Annotated in this window: 19 protein-coding genes and 1 pseudogene; 6 read left to right on the top strand and 14 right to left on the bottom strand. The window is 53.3% G+C overall.

Features of this window, described 5'->3' with window-relative positions:
- Positions 1 to 17: 17 nt before the first annotated feature.
- The 3 genes and pseudogenes from nuoD to DB847_RS15315 form a co-directional block, all read right to left on the bottom strand.
- A complete protein-coding gene (gene nuoD / locus DB847_RS15325) occupies positions 18 to 1,724 on the bottom strand; it encodes an NADH dehydrogenase (quinone) subunit D (RefSeq protein WP_199911586.1) in 1,707 nt (568 codons plus the stop codon).
- A 20-nt stretch (positions 1,725 to 1,744) separates the two neighbouring features.
- Positions 1,745 to 2,269: pseudogene (locus tag DB847_RS15320) on the bottom strand (NADH-quinone oxidoreductase subunit B); the annotation flags it as partial.
- A 5-nt stretch (positions 2,270 to 2,274) separates the two neighbouring features.
- Positions 2,275 to 2,655 carry an NADH-quinone oxidoreductase subunit A gene (locus DB847_RS15315; protein ID WP_108651481.1) on the bottom strand — a complete coding sequence of 127 codons (381 nt, stop codon included), beginning with the start codon at positions 2,653 to 2,655 and terminating at the stop codon, positions 2,275 to 2,277.
- Between the two features lie 860 nt (positions 2,656 to 3,515).
- Between DB847_RS15315 and tadA the strand changes: the two genes are divergently transcribed.
- Positions 3,516 to 3,989, top strand: coding sequence for a tRNA adenosine(34) deaminase TadA (tadA, locus tag DB847_RS15305; protein WP_108652995.1), 474 nt, complete (start codon positions 3,516 to 3,518; stop codon positions 3,987 to 3,989).
- Positions 3,990 to 4,066: 77 nt separating this feature from the next.
- Here tadA and DB847_RS15300 read toward each other — a convergent pair whose 3' ends face one another.
- Positions 4,067 to 4,330 (bottom strand): helix-turn-helix domain-containing protein, encoded by a 264-nt coding sequence (locus DB847_RS15300; RefSeq protein ID WP_108651479.1) that lies wholly within the window; start codon positions 4,328 to 4,330, stop codon positions 4,067 to 4,069.
- Between the two features lie 268 nt (positions 4,331 to 4,598).
- Entirely contained in the window at positions 4,599 to 5,093 is a 495-nt protein-coding gene (locus DB847_RS15290; RefSeq protein ID WP_159084658.1) for a GNAT family N-acetyltransferase, read from the bottom strand.
- On the opposite strand from DB847_RS15290, the gene DB847_RS15285 reads away from it, so the two are divergent.
- Positions 5,082 to 5,465, top strand: a complete 384-nt coding sequence (locus DB847_RS15285) for a hypothetical protein (protein WP_108651476.1) — start codon at positions 5,082 to 5,084, stop codon at positions 5,463 to 5,465. The two genes, DB847_RS15290 and DB847_RS15285, sit on opposite strands and share 12 nt — an antisense overlap.
- Before the next feature lie 14 nt (positions 5,466 to 5,479).
- On the opposite strand, the gene fusA is transcribed toward DB847_RS15285, so the two are convergent.
- Positions 5,480 to 7,519 carry an elongation factor G gene (fusA, locus tag DB847_RS15280; RefSeq protein ID WP_108651475.1) on the bottom strand — a complete coding sequence of 680 codons (2,040 nt, stop codon included), beginning with the start codon at positions 7,517 to 7,519 and terminating at the stop codon, positions 5,480 to 5,482.
- A gap of 200 nt (positions 7,520 to 7,719) precedes the next feature.
- Between fusA and DB847_RS15275 the strand changes: the two genes are divergently transcribed.
- Positions 7,720 to 8,385 (top strand): HAD family hydrolase, encoded by a 666-nt coding sequence (locus DB847_RS15275; RefSeq protein WP_159084657.1) that lies wholly within the window; start codon positions 7,720 to 7,722, stop codon positions 8,383 to 8,385.
- Positions 8,386 to 8,701: 316 nt separating this feature from the next.
- Here the strand turns inward: DB847_RS15275 and DB847_RS15270 are convergent, their stop codons facing one another.
- The 8 genes from DB847_RS15270 to DB847_RS15235 all read right to left on the bottom strand — a co-directional run bounded on the left by DB847_RS15270 (position 8,702) and on the right by DB847_RS15235 (position 17,086).
- A complete protein-coding gene (locus DB847_RS15270) occupies positions 8,702 to 9,430 on the bottom strand; it encodes a DUF3379 family protein (protein ID WP_108651473.1) in 729 nt (242 codons plus the stop codon).
- On the bottom strand, positions 9,423 to 9,938 hold the full coding sequence (locus tag DB847_RS15265) for a sigma-70 family RNA polymerase sigma factor (RefSeq protein WP_234418628.1): 516 nt from the start codon (positions 9,936 to 9,938) through the stop codon (positions 9,423 to 9,425). The genes DB847_RS15270 and DB847_RS15265 overlap by 8 nt, the downstream gene beginning before the upstream one ends.
- Positions 9,939 to 10,146: 208 nt before the next feature.
- Complete coding sequence (locus DB847_RS15260; protein WP_108651471.1) at positions 10,147 to 11,829, bottom strand: BatD family protein; 1,683 nt, start codon at positions 11,827 to 11,829, stop codon at positions 10,147 to 10,149.
- 1 nt (position 11,830) lies between these two features.
- Positions 11,831 to 13,693, bottom strand: coding sequence for a VWA domain-containing protein (locus DB847_RS15255; protein WP_159084656.1), 1,863 nt, complete (start codon positions 13,691 to 13,693; stop codon positions 11,831 to 11,833).
- A gap of 70 nt (positions 13,694 to 13,763) precedes the next feature.
- A complete protein-coding gene (locus DB847_RS15250; RefSeq protein WP_108652994.1) occupies positions 13,764 to 14,747 on the bottom strand; it encodes a vWA domain-containing protein in 984 nt (327 codons plus the stop codon).
- Complete coding sequence (locus DB847_RS15245; protein ID WP_159084655.1) at positions 14,740 to 15,225, bottom strand: DUF4381 domain-containing protein; 486 nt, start codon at positions 15,223 to 15,225, stop codon at positions 14,740 to 14,742. The genes DB847_RS15250 and DB847_RS15245 overlap by 8 nt, the downstream gene beginning before the upstream one ends.
- Complete coding sequence (locus DB847_RS15240; RefSeq protein ID WP_108651469.1) at positions 15,222 to 16,133, bottom strand: DUF58 domain-containing protein; 912 nt, start codon at positions 16,131 to 16,133, stop codon at positions 15,222 to 15,224. The genes DB847_RS15245 and DB847_RS15240 overlap by 4 nt, the downstream gene beginning before the upstream one ends.
- Entirely contained in the window at positions 16,130 to 17,086 is a 957-nt protein-coding gene (locus DB847_RS15235; protein WP_108651468.1) for an AAA family ATPase, read from the bottom strand. The genes DB847_RS15240 and DB847_RS15235 overlap by 4 nt, the downstream gene beginning before the upstream one ends.
- 227 nt (positions 17,087 to 17,313) lie before the next feature.
- Here DB847_RS15235 and DB847_RS15230 point away from each other — a divergent pair, with 227 nt between their 5' ends.
- Genes DB847_RS15230 through DB847_RS15220 form a run of 3 tightly spaced genes read left to right on the top strand, consistent with a single transcriptional unit; the run spans position 17,314 to position 18,631 of the window.
- A complete protein-coding gene (locus DB847_RS15230) occupies positions 17,314 to 17,907 on the top strand; it encodes a plasmid pRiA4b ORF-3 family protein (protein ID WP_108651467.1) in 594 nt (197 codons plus the stop codon).
- Positions 17,900 to 18,382 carry a methyltransferase family protein gene (locus DB847_RS15225; RefSeq protein WP_108651466.1) on the top strand — a complete coding sequence of 161 codons (483 nt, stop codon included), beginning with the start codon at positions 17,900 to 17,902 and terminating at the stop codon, positions 18,380 to 18,382. Before DB847_RS15230 ends, DB847_RS15225 begins: the two co-directional genes overlap by 8 nt.
- Positions 18,383 to 18,391: 9 nt before the next feature.
- Positions 18,392 to 18,631 (top strand): DUF6868 family protein, encoded by a 240-nt coding sequence (locus tag DB847_RS15220; protein WP_108651465.1) that lies wholly within the window; start codon positions 18,392 to 18,394, stop codon positions 18,629 to 18,631.
- Positions 18,632 to 18,653: the final 22 nt, after the last annotated feature.

Here is an 18,653-nt window from a genome sequence, read left to right as displayed (position 1 = left end):
GATTCCTCCGGCGTCCCTTAACGGTCAATATCCGCCAGTACATAGTCGATAGAACTGATCAAACAGATCACATTCCCCAGAACATCACCTTCGCCTGCGGCCTTGACCGACTGGAAGTGAGCAAAAGATGGGGTACGAATGCGAACTCGGTAGGGGTTGGCTGAGCCATCACTGACCACCGTATAGCCGGTGATCCCCTTGGATGTTTCTGTGGCAAAGAAGCTTTCGCCGGCCGGGAACTTGAGGCCGCGACCACACTCGATGAAGTGGTGGATCAGGGTTTCAATATCCTGCAGGGCATCCTCTTTGCGGGCCAGACTGTAGCGCGGTGCGTTATCGGAGAGGATTGAGCCCTCCGGCATGTTGCGTGCCGCCTGGCGAATAATACTCAGGCTCTGGCGGATCTCTTCAAAGCGCAGAACGGTGCGGTTATAGGCATCGCTCTTGTCCGCGGTTGGGACCTCGAACTCGTAGTTCTCATAACCCGAGTAGGGGCGCTGCTTACGCAGATCATAGTCAAAGCCGGCTGCTCGCAGGTTAGGACCAGTCAGGCTCCAGTCCAGGGCCTGCTGTTTGGTATAGGCGGCCACCCCACGGGTTCTGATCTGGAAGATCTTCGCCTTGAGGGTCAAAGCTTCGAGCTCGGGAAGGCGCTTTTCGACCGCGTCACAGCTCTTCATCACATCTTCGAACCAGCCCTGGGGCAGATCCTGAGCAACGCCGCCAATTCGGAAGAAGGCGGGGTGCATCCGTCCACCACAGATGAGCTCTATGATGTGGAACAGCTTCTCCCGCTCCAGGAAGGTATAGAAGGCGGGACCCATGGCTCCCAGGTTGTGGCCGAAGCTACCGATCCACACCAGGTGTGAACAGACCCGGAAGATCTCGGCGATCATCACCCGGATGGTTTGGGCACGATCCGAGACATTGATCCCTGCCAGCTGCTCACAGGCCAGCACATAGGGAAGCTCACCGGCGGCACCACCCAGGTAATCAATTCGGTTGGTGTAGGGGATATAGTTGTGATAGGTGTGATTTTCCGCAACCTTCTCCGCGCCACGGTGATGGTAGCCAATCTCCTGATCCATCTCTGTGATGGTTTCACCCTTGAGCTTGAGGATCAGGCGGATCACCCCGTCGGTTCCCGGGTGGTTCGGTCCTATGTTGACTATGGTGCGTCCGTCATCGGTCTGATCTGTGCGCCCATGGTTGTAGGTGCCCAGGATCTTCTTGAGGGATTCGGCATCAAAGCCACAGGGATCCGGACGCTGGGTGGCACGCCCCTCTTCACACTTACGCAGCGGGTGTCCCAGCCAGTAATCGGGAAGCAGGATCCGTCGCATATTGGGATGGTTGGCAAAACGCAGTCCGAACATATCGTAGACTTCGCGCTCATACCAGTCGGCCGCAGGCCAGATGTTACTGGCAGAAGGGATCTCAATCAGATTGTTTTCAAGGCTGACTCGCACCGTAAAAAACTGGTTGGTCTCGATACTGAGCAGGTGATAGAAGAGGCTGAATCCCTGAGCCAGCCCTCGCTCAGATTCATCGATGGCTGAGAGATCCAGCAGCATGCTAAAGCGCGGCGTTGCCTCATCACGCAGGTAGCGCAGTGTTTTGTGGATCTCGCTGACCGGGACCACTACACAGGGAGCACCCTGATAGGAGTATGAATATGGCTTGGCTGTAAAACGCTCAGAGAGGGTCCTAATTAACTCATCCATCATAGTTTCACCTCCAGTCCCAGAGGTTTTCTATCTTTGGCAAGTACCGGAACCGGGTTCTCTTTCACATGCTTTTGCAGCAGTAGCAGCCCTTCAAGCAGAGCTTCGGGACGGGGTGGACAGCCCGGGATATAGATATCGACTGGCAGTATCTTATCGACCCCCTGGACCACGCTATAGGTATCGTACATGCCTCCCGAGTTGGAGCAGGAGCCCATGGAGATCACCCATTTAGGCTCCAGCATCTGATCATAGATGTGGCGCATTAGCGGAGCCATCTTGACAAAGCAGGTTCCGGCGGTGATAAGCACATCACTCTGGCGCGGGGAGCCACGCAGGACCTCACAGCCAAAGCGGGCCATATCGTAGCGTGGGGTTGCTGCTGTCATCATCTCAACAAAGCAGCAGGAGGTACCGAAGTTATATGGCCACAGGGAGTAGTTACGACACCAGGCTACCATATCATCCAGCTTGCCGACGATGCTGCTGAACATTCCATCTTTTTGCGAACCAGTGGCATCCTGTACTGGAATTTCATTACTCATTACATTCACGACAGGCGTCCTCCAAAATTAAATGCACCTTTGCGGATCAGATAGACAAGTCCTAACAGCAGGATCACCATAAACACAATGGCTGCGATGACGCCCGAGATCCCCAGACTCCAGTAGTCGATGGCCCAGGCCCACAAGATTGCTGCTTCCAATTCAAAGATCAGGAAGGCTGCAGCAATCAGGTAGTAACTCACCGAGAAATGACGCTGGGTGGAGCCAGAGGGAAGCAGGCCACTCTCAAACGGCAAATCGTTGTCGTGCTGCTGTTGACGATAGAAATTACCCAAAAAGCGATTGAGCATCAGCATAGCTATGATGATACCAACCGAGATCAGGGCAAAGAGTCCAATCATCACTCCGGAATGGAAGGCACTCATGATTTACTCCTCCGTTGAACAAATAAGGGGAATGTTGTTAAAAAAGACGATTTATGACCCAAGGGGCGGGTTGAGACAGATACAGGGGCAGCAAAGGGGGAGATTTGGCCACAGGCCAAACTCCTGTCAGAGAATTCTGAAACGGGACACTGTTGCAGCTGAGCCAAATCAAGCCCAGTAGCGTTATCTACCACCACTCTTTACCACCTGACATACACCTTTTGGGAGGGTGCACTGTTATTGTTTTGTTATATAGATATCAATCGATCAGCGGTTCGCCATTGCAAGAAAAGCCGATCTCCTTGTTTTAACAAGGGATTATGCGAGATCATCGGGAAGACTCACATCCTTGTGCCTGGTTAGTGTTTAGTCAGAACATCACCTGAAATCGTTGCAGGAACGTATTGAAGCTGAATGTTTTTTGTAAACGGTAACCGGTAGGCGGCCAGTATATGCTTTTCATGCGGGGAAGCAAGTCTCAGGAGAATTCCCGCTCCAGGATTGTGAGCAAAGCCGCTCCAGGACTGGAGTCGGCGCTTACCCATCATCCCTTTTCAGGCATTGCGATGGCAAACCGCAGGAAGGAATTGTATATCAAAAATTGATTTAGATCATATTATTTTATCGATTAGCAATTACGGAGTTTTCTATCAAAGTTCAACATCCTCTTCATTTTTTATTTACAGATCCTATTTTTATCGACATGGAGTGTCGCAACAAAGAGATCTATATAGTCAGGGGCTGGCATCATGAGTTTTATCTTGACAGATATCCTGTTTCAGGGAATGGTTCCCTGTTTTACTGGGTAGAAGGGGAGCGCCGTGGGTGATCAAGGCTCACTGACAAACGATGAACGCTGGATGCGCCACGCGCAGGAGCTGGCAAAAAAAGCGGCATCAATAGGGGAGATCCCGGTCGGAGCCGTGATTGTGGCAGATGATCAAATCGTTGCGGAGGGCTGGAATCGTCCTATCACCACTCATGACCCCACGGCTCATGCCGAGATCGTTGCGCTTCGGGTCGCAGGGGAGAAGGTTCAGAACTATCGGTTATTGGACTTAACCCTTTATGTGACCCTTGAGCCGTGTGCCATGTGTGCCGGGGCTATGGTGCACAGTCGGATCAAGCGTTTGGTGTATGGGGCCAGCGATCCCAAAACCGGTGCGGCGGGCTCTGTATTTCAACTGGTTCAAAATCCTGCTCTCAACCATCAGCTGGAGGTCACCAGCGGTGTCCTTGAAGAGAGCTGCGCTCAGATGTTGAGTGATTTTTTCAAGATGCGACGCGCCCAGAAGAAAGCCGCTAAAAAACAGCAACAGCTTCCAAAAGAGTAAGGTGTTGCCCGGTTGTCAGCTTGTCAAAGGGAACTCCGGGCATAAAAAAGCCGCTCGTTGGAGCGGCTCCTTGTAAGCTATTCCTGATAATCGTCCGGGCTTATCTGCCCAATTTCTGGCGCTGTCTTGTCAGAAACCAGCCAAAGGGTGAAGGGGTGAAGCTTGGCATTGTGGCCAAATGCGACCAGGAACGCACCACCGACTTCCCTGTAACCCAACTCATAATTTTTGAGTGTGGTTGGAGGAATATCCAGCAATTCTGCAAATTTTGGCCGACTCAACCCCATGGTTTCGCGTATGGTTCGGATCTTTTTGCCGATCAGTTCAACTTGAGATTTCATATGATGACTGGCTCCTGTTTCGCTGCACGCGGCATAACAAATTGTTGCAGCCCCGCGTTGGGTAATTAGGCCCGTTTGAATTCAATCCTCATGATCTTTTTTTAGACCTATTCGGAGCAAAAGGCCAATTTTTGCTTTTAAAAAATGCCCCGCCCAAGAGGCATTGTTAAAGAGAAAAGGCTGGGACAGCACCCGATAAAAGGCCCTGAAGGCAGCAACGAGGTCAGCTGGGGTCGAGAGGGTTGGCTTGTGTCGCTGAAGCATCAGACTAAAGCAGCTTGGACATATAGATCTCGTCAACAAACTGTCCCCTGATTTTCAGTGCGTCTCGTTTGACACCTTCTGCCTCAAAGCCAGATCTTTTATACAGATCAATCGCTCTTTGATTATTGGCGACAACTGTCAGTTCGATCCGGTGGCACCGTCTCTGTTGAGCCCACTCCTGCAAGGCCTGCAGAAGTTGATAGCCGATTCCCTGACCGCTATGGCTTGCCTTTACTCCCATCGCAAGATAGGTACAGTGGCGGTTTTTATTGGCCTTTCCACCGATGCCGACGATAAAGCCCAGGATCAGCTCTTCCTGTTCACAGACCAGCATCACATCTTCTTCACAGCGGGAGAAGTTCTCAAGGATCCCTTGTTGCTGCTCAAGGGTGGTGGAGCGCTCTCCCGCTTCATAGAGCATGAAGTCACTCTCACTATCCAGAGTGCTGAACAGATCTAATAGCTGGGGGGCATCTTTTATCTCGGCTTGTCGAATCAATGGGAGCTCCTTAGTTTCAATCGGGTTCCATCTATCCTAAGCAAGCTGTGTGGCACAGGCAATAAGTACCAGCCTGACTATGCTCAAGCTTGTGTCATCATCCAGCTCACATCTCACTTCATGCCCTGGTACCAGGGATTACAGCAGACCTTGGAGGGAAAAATTGCTCGCTTTCCCGCGACGTTAACCTTAGACACCTACTACCTGCTGTTTTATCGCGGTGGCACCGAGTCGGAAGCGTTACCGGAGAAATTTAATCCGAGGCTGACGAAGCTGCAACAACACAAATATCAAAAGCGGTTAAGGCTGAAGGGTTATACCAATCGAAATGTGAGTCAGCACGGGCGAATAAGAGAGGAGGGGAAGCCATAGCTTCCCCTTGATGGTTAAGCGCACTCAGGCTCAGCGGTAAGCTGCTGCTGGATCTGCGCCGGAACGGCTTCATAACGGCTGAAGGTCACACTGAACTCGCCTTCGCCACCGGTCATCGCCTTAAGGCGGGTTGCATAGTCATCCAGGTTCGCCAGGGGAGCTTCAGCTTCGACTTCGACCCGGTTATTGGGCTGAGAATTACTACCACAGACAATACCGCGCATCGAGGCCAAATCGCCCGTGATGTCTCCGACATTTTCAGCCGGGACGCTCACCAGCATTTTGACGATCGGCTCGAGAACCACGGGGCGGGCTTGCTCGATCGCATTGAGAAACGCTTTTTTGCCGGCACTGACAAAGGCTATCTCTTTTGAGTCGACCGGATGATGCTTGCCATCATAGACAATGACCTTCACATCCTGCAGCGGGTAGCCGGCGACGGCACCTTCGCCCAGCACTTCGCGGACTCCTTTTTCAACGGCCGGGATAAATTGACTCGGAATGGAGCCTCCAACGACAGCACTTTCAAACACAAAGCCTTCGCCACGGGGCAGCGGCTCGATTCTCAGGAACACCTCACCAAACTGTCCGGCCCCCCCGGTCTGCTTCTTATGGCGATGGTGGCCTTCAGCCTTACTGGAGATAGTCTCACGGTAGGCGACCGAGGGTTTATCTGTATCTATATCCAGGTTGTAGAGATCTTTGGCTTTTTCCAGAACTATCTTAAGATGCATCTCCCCCAGACCGTTGAGTATGGTCTCATTCGCCTGCTCATTTTGTGAGATCCGAAGACTTGGATCTTCGGCTGCAAGCTTGTGCAGCACTTCGGTGATCTTCTGCTCATCGCCGCGCTTGGTCGCCTTGACCGCCAGCCCATACAAGGGATCGGGAAGGCTGAGATCCGGCATGTGATACTCATCCTCTTCGTGGCTGTCATGCAAAATAACATTCACCTCCAGAGCATCGATCTTCGCCAGTGCACAGATATCTCCCGGGATCGCCTTGGGAACTTCCAGTTGTTTACCACCCTGGAGCTTGAGAAGGTGTCCTATCTTAATCGGTTTACGCTCTTCACTGATAAAGACCCGCTCGCCATTGGTCATGGTGCCCTGGTGGACCCGGAATACTCCAAGGCGGCCGATGAATGGATCAACAGTGATCTTAAATACATGAGCCAGCAGGTGTTTTTGTGGGTCAGGAGTCACCTCTACCGGCTTGGCTTTCTCGCCCCATCCTTTGACAAAGGCTGGGGGGTTGGCTTCCAGAGGGTTAGGCAGAAGCTTGCTGAAGATGGTCAAAAGTTCCTGAATACCAATTTCGCCGGTGGCAGAAGTAAAGCAGACCGGAAGCATATGGCGACGGCGCAGCGCTTTTTCGAAGGGCTCATGCAACTGCTCGGGGGAGAGACTCTCACCCTGCTCCAGGTAGAGCTCCATCAGTTCATCATCCTCTTCGACCACCTGGTCGACCAGTGCATCGTGTGCATCCTGAATTGAAGAGAAAGCGGTGTCTGCGTCATAGTCGGGCTCAAAGAAGCAATCGATGACCCTGGAAAGATCGGCAGAGGGCAGGTTTAACGGCAGGCAGGGCACTTCAAATCGCTCCTGCAGGCTTGCCAGAATCGCCTCAGGATCCACTCCTTCACTGTCCAGCTGGTTGATGATGATCATTCCGCACTTGTTTTGTTCTTTGAGCTGAGCAAAGGCGCGGTCGGTGATCGCTTCACAACCCTTTTGGGCATGCACCACCAGGGCAACGGTCTCAACCGCGGGCAGAACACTCAGGGAACGTCCAAAGAAGTCTGGGAGTCCGGGAGTATCCAGAAGGTTGATATGGTTACCCTCGTAGTCGAGGTTTAGCATGCTGGGTTCAAGGGAGTGAAGGTGTTGTTTTTCCTGGGGGGTAAAGTCTGAGAGCGTGGTGCCGCGTTGCAATTCTCCTTTACTGTCGCAGGCCCCCGCTGCATAGAGAATTGCCTCAGTTAGGCTGGTTTTGCCGCTGCCGGTATGACCGAGCAGGGCTATGTTCCGAATTTGCTGTGTCTGATAGGACATAGGTTCCCTCCTGATAGAGTTTTTGAACTGGAACTGCTCCAGTATATCCTTTTTTTTAAATCGCAAATTTGGTGCTAGATCACGACTTTGTCATTCATTTTTAACAAAGTAAACAGCAAATTTAACGACAAGATCATCGACTTAGCCCGGAGCCTGTGCTCTGATAGCACACTGGGGTGATCAGCGGGAGGTGGACCATAGTGGCTGGGCTAAATCAGGTAAAAGGGATCTTCTTTGATCTGGATGGAACCTTGATCGAATCGAGTCGTTTTTACTATCGCGCCTGGTCGACAGCGCTTGAACATTATGACATCGACCTTGAGTATTCTGTGTACCTTGGGCTGTTTAATTCAGGCTATGAGAGCCACAAAGTAGCTCAGTTGCTGCATCGCCACTATCATGTTTCTTGTCCCCTGGAGGAGCTTAAGGCTCGGCGTAAAGAGTGTTTGGAGCTGATGCTTGAGTCTGCTGTTCCCGAGGCACTTCCCGGGGCCGACGCGTTGCTCCGGACTCTGTCAGAGGGAAGCTGTCCAATCGCCCTGGTCACCGCAAATTCCCGCTTTTTAGTCAACAGGGTGCTTGAGCATTATGAATGGGCGTCGCTATTCGACTGTGTGGTGTCTATGGAGGATGCCTCTCGCAACAAGCCCGCGCCCGATCTCTATCAGCTTACTTGCCAGCGGCTTGGCTTAGCCCCACAGAGCTGTGTGGCCGTGGAGGACTCACCGGCGGGCCTGATGAGTGCTCAGCAGGCGGGGTTACAGTTACTCTGGGTTCATGGGGATAAAAAAACGCCACCCCTGGAATCGCTGGTGGCGCTTGATGATCTGGATGCCGTCGGACAGTGGCTGGGAAGTTGTGCCTAACCGACACTAGTGCAGGTAAGTGTTTACCTGAGTATCATGACTTGCAGCTGCGCTGCATGATTGCCGGGGTGCCGGCGGCACATTACTTTTGTGCCGCCAAAAGTAATCAAAAGCTCGCTCCGTACTGTGAATCCCTCCACAGAACTACGCAGCTCGACATCCTGTCTCGGAAAAGAGTATTGAGCGGCTCGTCTCCACATTCACTCAAAGGCTGAACAACTGATCCAAAGCCCTCCATAGCAGAGTTCCTTTTAAATAGGGTGACTCTGCGTGAGACAACCCCACTACTTGGTCAAGGTAATCCAGCTATGCAGTACTAGATCCACTGCATCTCGGTTTTAAGCTCTTTCTCGGTGGCCTGGAGGTTCTCCCCTATCTCGCCGACTATCACCACGTTGGCGGTCTGGGTCTTGTAGGAGAGGCCACGCAGTTTTGAGTCTCCAAAGGTGGTGGAGGGTTTCAGGCCCCGGTCGGCAGGGATCACGAACACATCCACCGGACCTTTCTCACCCTGAAGTACCAGATGCAGGCCCGGACCACCATAGAAGTTACAGTGATTCACAAAAAGAAGCTTTTGAGCTGGCATCTGTGAGAACTTTCCTCCGTAGCGGTTGAGCTTGGAGTTGACTGAGGCCAGAGTCAGTTTTTCATCGACACCATGAACAAAGCTCGCCTCCTGATGAGCATGAGTCAGGGCGATCTGACCTATGGTCGGAGCTCCACTGCCACTGCTAAATCCGGGGAAAAACTGAACGCCCAGCCCCAGCAGAAAGGCGACGGAGGCGGCCAGTGCTAATTGTCCCCATTGAGGCCGGGACTTGAATCTTGGCTTGGGGCTGGATTCCATGGTCTGCGCCAGGATCAACCGGTCGGCGAGATCATCTGGCACATCAACCGCAAAGGCGGATCCCAGCTTCTTATCAAACTGACGGAGTTCCTCAACAAACGCCTTGTGGCCTTCGTTATGTTCTATTTCTCTTAAGAAGCCCTCACTGCGATCATCGGGATCGGAGTAAGCGTGGCGTCTGAATTGTAATTCATCCATTACTGCGTCCCCGCGTCTGTGGTGATTGATCCAGTGACTCTTTGAGTTGGCTCCGCGCCCTGAAAAGCCGGGTCATCACGGTATTTTTATTTAGCTGAAGAATGCTGGCGATCTCATCTCCACTAAAGCCCCCTAACACCTGAAGAACCAGAGGTTCACGATACTCGGCTGAGAGCTGTCCAATTTGCCGTCGCAGCAGTTCATTCTCCATCTCCTGCTCAACACCCGTGTGCTTTGGATCGGCAACCGGCTGAGCATCAATATCTGTGGTGTCGAGTCGCTTGCGCTCAAAGCGCCGTGCGTTCTCACGCCGGACTATGGTAAAAAGCCAGGATTTTGCTGACTTTTCATCTTTTAAGCTGTCGATCGCCTTCCATGCCCGAAGGTAGGTTTCCTGGACCACATCCTGAGCCGTTTGCTCATCCTGACACACCCAGTATGCATACCGGTACACATCACGATGCAGAGCATGAACTAAGGCTTCGTATTTTTTTTGTCGTCTTTCCATGTCTTTAGAGACCGGAGGAGCCTCTTTTTTCTTTCGCCAGAAAAGAGTCATTATCCCTAACATCCTGTTGAAGACAGATGTAGATAGACTAATAGGTTCTGTGCTGGAGTTCCAGTACCCTGAACTTATGATGATTGGGCCAAATCCTAATGGCAACAGAGACTTGTGTTCAAATGAATGGGGAGTCACAGACTCCCCATTGAAGCCCTCAGGGATTAAGGGGAGGGAGCTTTGTGGTATTGGACTTCGTAGACTTTCGCTGATGCCAGCTCTTGAGCAGGGCAAGCAGTTTATCCCCTTTGGCTGAATGCTTAGATGAGTCGTTCTCACCGAAACAAGCCTGTCGGAAGTTGCGGATGGCGTCTGACAGCTCCTGTGGGAGATCAAGTTTGAGCAGATCCCCTTCTGAGAGTGGATAATGTTGGCGTGCCCATGCCTGGAGTGCCTGATAACCCTCAAGGTGATCGGCTTGAGTCAGAGCTTGCTTCAGGGATTTCCAGTCTGTTTTTATCATAGAGACTGGTTGCTGAAGCTCGGAGCGGCTCAACGTGTGACCTGGCCTTCGTGCCTGTAACCAGAGGTATAGCAGGAGCAGGCACACCACCAGGAGCAGGATAGTGCAGCTAAACCACCATAGCGCAGTCTGCTGTAACCAACTCAGGGGTTGTGGTTGAGCCGTGAGCTCAGCAGGATTTGGTTGCACCGCTGCGGTGGTCGGCGCCGAAAGGCTTAAGGCCGCAGGAGTGATCTTAATGGTTGTTGCCGGGATCCTGGCCCACTCCTGTCGATGGGTCTTGGTATTCCACCAGGGGATGCGGATCTCTGGCAGGGTATAATCCCCGGCTTTCTCGGGGATCAGGGCCTCCTGATAGCTGGTTTGTGCCAGCAGTGTGTTTTGTTTGGCAAAGTTTTCACGGGTCGTTTTCCCCGGGTAATTTCTAAACTGCGCAGGTGTTACTGGTTGCAGCTCGGGCAACACCGATTTATCCACATTGGCTGCGGTGAGGGTGATGGTCCGGGTAATTGGCTCTCCTACCTGGTAGCTTGCCTGCTTCGGGCTCAGTGATTGGGTGAGAGTCACCTGTTGGCTGGGCAGCCAGTGTCCCTGGTAATCGGCCGGTTTAGGTTTGACCCGGATCTGAATATCCGGAGCTTGTTTCATGACAGGCTCAGAGCTGGGCATGGAGAAAAAGTTCATATTATTCCCACGCACAGTGGCGCTTGCCTGCAGCATTGGCCCGATAATTCTTTGGGAGCCGACATGATTCGGGGTGATCACAAACTGGCGAGTCACCACCTGAAATGCCTGACCATTAATGATCTGACTGCTCTGCTGATCCTGACCAAAGGGGTGAATCGTGGCACCCTCGAGTTTGGGGGCTGTCAGGCTGGCGCTTTGTAGTGGGGTAGAGGTATAGAGCCTGATCGTATACAGGAGCTGCTGCCCTTCAAGGAGCGTCTTCGAGCCCACCTCAACCTTCAGCTGGATATCCTGGCTGATACTGGAGGGGGGCTTCTTTCCGGCGGGGAGTACGGTGAGCTGAATGGGTTGGGTCTGTTTACCATTTATGCTGAGAGAGGGCACTGTGACCTTGCCGATCTTACGCGGCAGGATCGGTAGCGTCCAGCTGGTGCTTTGAGAGCGTTTACCGTTGACGATACTGGTTTGATGGCTGGTGGATACCGCCCCCACTACAAAGTCCCTGAGCAGTGGCTTAGTGTTGAGAGCGTTACTGGAGAGATCATCATCGGCACTGATGGTGAGCATTACCGACTGCCCCATGCCTGCGGTGGTTTGATCCACAGTGGCCGTGAGTTGGCTCAGCGCCCAGCTTGGGGTCGCGATCATCAGGAGCAGCAGGGCTGCACCCAGCCTGGATAAGAATGTCATATTAGTTACGAGACTCCTGTTGCTGACGTTGTTGGTACTCTAAGCGCATCTTATTCCGCAGCAGTAGTGAGGGATCATCCGGGAGCTGCTGCAGCCACTGTTTAAGCTGCTTATCGCCTGAAATAGGGTTGGGCTGAGCTTGTTCCTGAGGCTGTCCCCGCGGCTTTGAGTCTGAGGCTTGCTCCGCTGAGCCCTGTTGCCTCTGTGCTCCGGGCTTTTTCTCTGGGCCTTGCGGTTGATGTTGAGAAGATTGCTTTGGATTGGCTTGTGCCTGAGTATCCCGGGCCTTAGTCTGCTGCGACTGCGACTGCGACTGCGACTGCGACTGCGACTGCGACTGCGACTGCGACTGCGACTGCGACTGCGACTGCGACTGCGACTGCGACTGCGACTGCGACTGCGACTGCGATTGCGACTGCGATTGCGACTGCGATTGCGACTGCGACTGCGACTTTGACTGTGACTTCGATTGCGACTGCGACTGCGACTGCGACTGCGATTGCGACTTTGACTGTGACTTCGACTGTGACTTCGATTGCGACTTCGACTTCGACTGCGATTGCGACTGCGATTGTGACTTCGATTGCTGCTGTTGCTGCTCTAGCAGCTGTTTTACCAGCTCCCGATTAAACTTCGCATTCGCAAGCCCGGGCTCCTGTTTGAGAGCCTCATCATAAGAGTGAAGGGCCTTTTCCAACTCGCCCGCTTTAGCCAGCGCATTCCCCCGGTTGTAGTGGGCGGTTGCGCTATTACCCCTGGCATAGGCTTCGGCTGCCTCCTTGTACTCTTTATCACGATACAGGGCGTTGCCCTGCCAGACAGGATCCTTAAACTGCTTTGCTGCCTCGGAGTAGTTTTTCTCCTGATAGGCCTGCATCGCCTGTTGCTGTGAATTTCGCCACAGTTCGGTGGCTGCCGCCGGTTTTGGTTGGATCAGCAAAGCCAGCGGCATCAGGGCCAGCAGCACTCCACGACGAAACAAGAGAGCTGCCAGTGGCAGCAATAGTAGAACCAGCCAGTAACCCTGATCCAGATGAATGGCCTGGGAGTTTCGCTCACTCTTCACTGTGCGTCCCTGGCCCGAGCTTTGGCTGAGCAGCCGGATATCTGATTCACCGGGCTGCAAAGAGCTATATTGGCCATGGTATTGTGCCGCCAATTCCGCCAGTTTCTGTGGATGGATCTTCGAAAGTATGATGTCTCCCAGGCGGTTTTTCGCCAGGTTGCCATCCGGCAGGCGTAGCGGGGCACCCTGAGGCGTTCCAACTCCCAGGATATCCAGCTGCCAGGGGCTTCCCCTGAGAGCCTGCCTGACCTGGCGGAGGGATTTGTCACTTAAGCCCGCGGTGACCAGGATGATCTTACCGCGCTCAAACCCTGCCTGGCTAAGAAGCTTTTGCGCTAACCTCACACCTGAGGCTGCGTTATCTCCACCGACAGGCATAATTGAGGGTTTGAGAGCCGGGATAAGATTTTCCAGGGTCCCTTCATCTTCTGTCAGGGGGGCGATGGTAAAGGCCTGACCCGAGTAGGCAATCAGCCCTGTCTCGCCCTGGGGGAGGTGTTTGAGCAGATCCAGTAGTTTGTAGCGAGTCTGTACCAGCCGTGAAGGGGCGAGGTCGGTGGCATACATGTTTTGAGACATATCCACCACAATCACCCTTGCCCTGTCTTGTTGATAGAGCGGCACTCTTGCTTTTTCAAAGCTCGGGCCAGCGAGCGCCAGGGTGGCGATAAGCCACAGCAGGGCAAGGCAGATCAAAAGATAGCGACCGGAGCGGCCGGTTTGAGCCATCGGCAGCAGGTATCTGGCAAGGTGCTCACTGATCAGCTGATGCCAGTCCCCCGCTGCTGATGGCGCCACAGCCAAATAAGAATCAGGGCGAGAGGGATCAGGGCAAGTAACCACCAGGGACGTAACAGCGTAAAATCACTCATGACTGCACACCTCGTCTGGATAGGATGATCAGTGCCAGCGACAGCAGCAAGGCCATAGTCAGAGGCCAGTCATAATATTCATAACGGGGACGATAGGTCTCCTTTTTGGCCTGTACCGGCTGGAGTTTGTCGATAGTCTGGTAGGCCTGCTCGATATCACGGCTATTTTTGGCTCTGAAGTAGCGGCCACCGGTCTCCCTGGCGATCTGCTCCAGTACCCGGCTATCGAGATCACTGGAGGGGTTGATCCGTTGCACTCCAAACAGGCTGCGCTGTAACATCACATCGGCGCCAATCCCTATGGTGTAGATGGTAACTCCATGTTTGGCCGCAAACTTAGCCGCTTGCAGGGGGCCGACCGTGCCAGCATTATTCTGACCATCGGTGAGTAGGATCAGCACACGCTGTTTGGCATCCTGGCTGAGCAGGCGCTTGAGTGCCAGGCCAATCCCTTCACCGATGGCGGTCTGGGTCCCGACCAGGCCGATCTGCGCCTCATTGAGAAACTTCTGAACCGTCTTGAGATCATAGGTCAGAGGCGCCTGCAAATAGGCATGATCGGCAAACAGAATCAGTCCCAGCTGATCGCCCTGGCGTTGGGCGATGAACTTATCAAGCACGGTCTTCACTGTGGTCAGCCGGGAGACAGCTTTGCCATCAAGCTGCATATCCTCTATCTGCATACTGCCCGATAGATCGACCGCCAGCATGATCTGTCGACCGCTGCGCTCCAGGGTGACCGGAGCCCCGATCCAGCTGGGGCGCGCTGCGGCCACCACCAGGCAGAGCCACATCAGGAGCGCCAGAAACTGCAATAGCTTCCTGCTTCTGCCGTGAGCCTGAGCCTTTTCATGGGAGCAGGGGAGGGTTGGCGCATATAGGACCGCCTGCCGGCTGTTTTTGGCGGCAGGGATAAGGTAGTAGATCACTAAAGGAAGCGGCAGGAGTAATCCCATCCAGGGCCAGCTAAATTCAAACACCAGCACTCCTCCTCTTTTTAAAGGGAAGGGTCAGGGTAAGCCACTGGCAGCAAGCCAGCTTGAGCTGTTTGCATTGGTTTTCCGGCACCGGGGCCGGGGAGTAGAGCCAGCCCTGGATCAGGTGATCGAACTGTTTGACCATAGCAAGCTTGGGATTGTATCTGTCCAGAAATGCCAGCCAGGCGCGATCGTGCAAAGGGGCAAGCTCATCGCGCGACCAGTAACACAGACACGCCTGCTTCATACAGGAGAAAAGCTGGTGAATATATTGAGGGTGACTGAGATCCAGCGCTTCAATCGCCTGGAGTGCCTGATTGCGGATCGCCAGTTTGCGGCGTTTTTGCCAGTATAACCAGCCTGCGGCGACGAGTATCAAGATGAGCAGAGCCAGAGCAAGCCACCATCCGATGGCCAGCGGCCACCAACTGACAGCTGCTCCCGGGTGAATATCTTTGAGTTGGGCCAGTGAGGGGGTCATGTTGCGATCCTCAGTTGCGCCAGCAACGGCTCTCCCGCCGAGAGGCGTTGCCATTGATGAAATAGCGGTCCCAGCTGTTGCTCCAGCTGTTGCTGCTTATGTTGGGCGGCCTGATGATAGCGTTGGCGTGAGGAGGTGCTTGCGGGGGCAAGCAATCCCTGGTGTTTACCATCGCTGACAGGCAGAGGCGAACAGCGCCGGGCCGGAAGACTCTCCTCCAGGGGGTCATAGATCTGCCACAGGCAGAGCCTGTGATGGCGACGCATCAGCATCAGCTGTTTGTGGGCTGCAGCATCAAGCCCCTGCAGATCACTGATCAAACAGACCAGGGCGCCCTGGTGCGCCATTTGGCGTAGCCGCTGCAACTGTGGGGCCATCGACTGGCCCTGCAGGGTTCGCTGAGTCAGTCCCTGCTCATGGAGCAGGCAGATCTGATTGAGCAGCCGCAGCACCCCCTTCTTACCACCATGGGGCTTAAACTCGGCACGCTGCTGGCAGTTGTAGACCAGACCGCCGACCCTATCGCCTTCGGCTTGGGCACTCCAGGCGATTAAGGCACTGAGTTGGCAGGCAAAAGCAGATTTAAGCTGCAGAGCGGAGCCAAAATACATCTCGGGGGAGAGATCCAGCAGGATAAACACCGGCCGCTCCCGCTCTTCACGAAACAGCTTGGTATGAGGTTTTCCGGTGCGGGCGGTGACTCGCCAGTCCAGAGCCCTGATATCATCGCCCTGCTGATAGTGGCGAACCTCATCAAACTCCATGCCCCGGCCGAGTCGCTTTGACAGGTGACTGCCGCTTAGCATACTGCTGCCAAACTGTTTTTGTAGGGTGAGTCGTCCCAGGCGCTGCAGTGCGATCAGCTGTTTAAGGCTGATATGAATTCCATCTCCCTGTAACTGCTTCATGTCAGAGCGACGACCTCGAGTAACCGGCTGATGATCTGGTTTCGGTTGATCTCTTCGGCCTCAGCCTCGTAACTGAGTAGCAGACGATGGCGTAGCACTGGGTAGAGGCACTCCTGAATATCCTCAGGTAGCACAAAGTCGCGACCGGCGAGCCAGGCTTTGGCCCGGCTGCAGTAGGCAAGAGCCAGGGTAGCCCGGGGACTGATCCCATAGCTAAGCCAGCGCTTGAGTTCTGAGCAGTAGTTTTCAGGGCGGCGGGTGGCGTTGATGAGCGCCACCAGATACTGTTCGAGAGCCGGCTCCATGTGCAGCCCAAGAACCTGCTGCCTGGCTTCAAACAGCATCTGCTGGGTTAACTCGGGAGCCTCGAGCTCTTTGAGCTCGCGGGCTTCATTAAGGTTAAGGTGCAGAATATCCAGCTCCGCCTCGGCACTGGGATAGTCAAGCTCCAGGTGCAGCATGAATCGATCCAGCTGCGCCTCGGGAAGGGGGTAGGTTCCCTCCTGCTCTATGGGGTTTTGAGTGGCCATCACCAAGAATAGCTTGGGCAGGGCATAGGTGTGCTGACCCACAGAGATCTGATTTTCTGCCATCGCTTCCAGCAGGGCCGATTGGACCTTGGCCGGAGCCCGGTTGATTTCATCGGCCAGCAGTAGGTTGTGGAACAGCGGGCCTTTCTGAAAGCTGAAACTACCATCCTCCGGGCGATAGATATCGGTTCCGGTGAGATCGGCGGGTAACAGATCAGGAGTAAACTGGATCCGGTGAAAGCTGCCTTCAACCGCTTTGGCCAGGGTTCGGATCACCCGGGTTTTTGCAAGTCCCGGAGGCCCTTCAACCAGAATATGGCCGTTAGCTAACAGAGCGATCAGCAGGTGCTCAGTGAGCATAGGTTGTCCAATCACCTGATGATTGAGATAGTTTTTGAGAGAAGAAAAAGTGGCTTGAGGCATGAGTATCTCGCTAATCAAGTCTGCATGAATTGCTATATGTATGTTACCGATTGATCATTGAATCACAAGATCCTGACTCTAATCTGACTCAAACAAAAGATTTTGAGAATGCAGGGAGAGGATATCGAACTGGCTGAATTATAACCTGTTTTTTTTTGACTTGAGGCATTGTTGGATTCTATCTAGCCTTAAGTCAAAGGGCCTGCAGCGCCATCCGGGGGCATGTTATGGTTAAAAGCGAATCCAAGTCGATTTATCAATTATTAATTACTCTCAAGGGGATCCGTCCGGCGATCTGGCGTCGTTTATTGGTGGATAGCCGAATGGATCTATGGGAGCTTCATTTGACTGTCCAGGTTGCTATGGGCTGGAGCAATCGCTACCTGCATCAATTTATCAATGGTCGTAAGCTATATCGAATGCATGATGATGAGTTTGTGTATGGTATCGATAGTGAAGATGAAACCGAGGTTGCGCTGCACCATGTGTTGAGTAAGGAGGATCAGTTCTTACTTTACGAGTATGATTTTGATGATCACTGGGAGCATGAGATCAAGCTTGAGGAGGTTAAACCCTGGAGTGATCAGATGTTACCTCACTGTATCGATGGTTGCCGGGCCTGCCCTCCCGAGGATTGTGGAGGTATCGGAGGCTACCGGCACCTGATAAAAGCTCTGTCCGATCATAAAAAACCGGAATATCAGGAGCTGATCCGCTTCGTGGGGCCTGGGTTTGATCCGGATCGTTTTGATCTCGAAGAGACTGATTTTGCGGTACAAGAGCTCTTCAAACAGCAGGTAATGCACTGGAGGGGTGAGTGATATTAGCCAGATTTCGTCGATTCAGGGGGGAGTTTTCCTGGTGGGAACTCCCCCTGTGTTATTTACCTTCTCTTTGCTTCTTGAAGGGGGGATCAGTCTTTGGGATCCATTTTCCGGGCAAATTGATTGGCCTGTAATGCTTTGGGGAGTGCTACCTATGTTTGCTGGTACAGGGCTGGCGATCTTGGCCTTGATGCGGATGCATCGCGCCGGAACCACCTCAAGCTTTAATCGCTCATCAAGCCTGGTGTGTGATGGCGTGTTTCGGCTGAGCCGTAATCCCATTTATCTTGGAATGCTATTGGTGTTGATAGGCTTTGCCCTGCTGCTGGGTAATTTGTGGTGTCTGTTAGGCTTGTTGCCACTGTTTGCCGGGCTAAGTTTTCGGGTGATCCCAGGCGAAGAGCGGGGTTTGACTGAGCTATTTGGGGAGCAATATCAGCACTATTGCCAACGAACCAGGCGCTGGTTCTAGGGGGATGAGATGCTACAACATCTACCTGATATGTTGCTGTGCGGGTTTGTGATCTGTTTTGTGATCCTGTGGGTTTGGCTACTGGCGATCACCCTGGCGGGAGACTGGATCTACCAGATCCACTGCCGTTTTTTCAGGTTAAGCCGTGAGCAGTTTGATCTGATCCACTATTGTGGGATGGGGCTTTTTAAGATGGTGGCATTCCTGCTGTTTCTGGTTCCCTGGCTGGCAACCCTCATCGTCATATGAGGATTGCCAACAGAGGTTGTGG

It is taken from the genome of Dongshaea marina, from assembly GCF_003072645.1.
GTDB classification, from domain to species: domain Bacteria; phylum Pseudomonadota; class Gammaproteobacteria; order Enterobacterales; family Aeromonadaceae; genus Dongshaea; species Dongshaea marina.
This window is presented reverse-complemented; position numbering and strand designations above follow the sequence as displayed.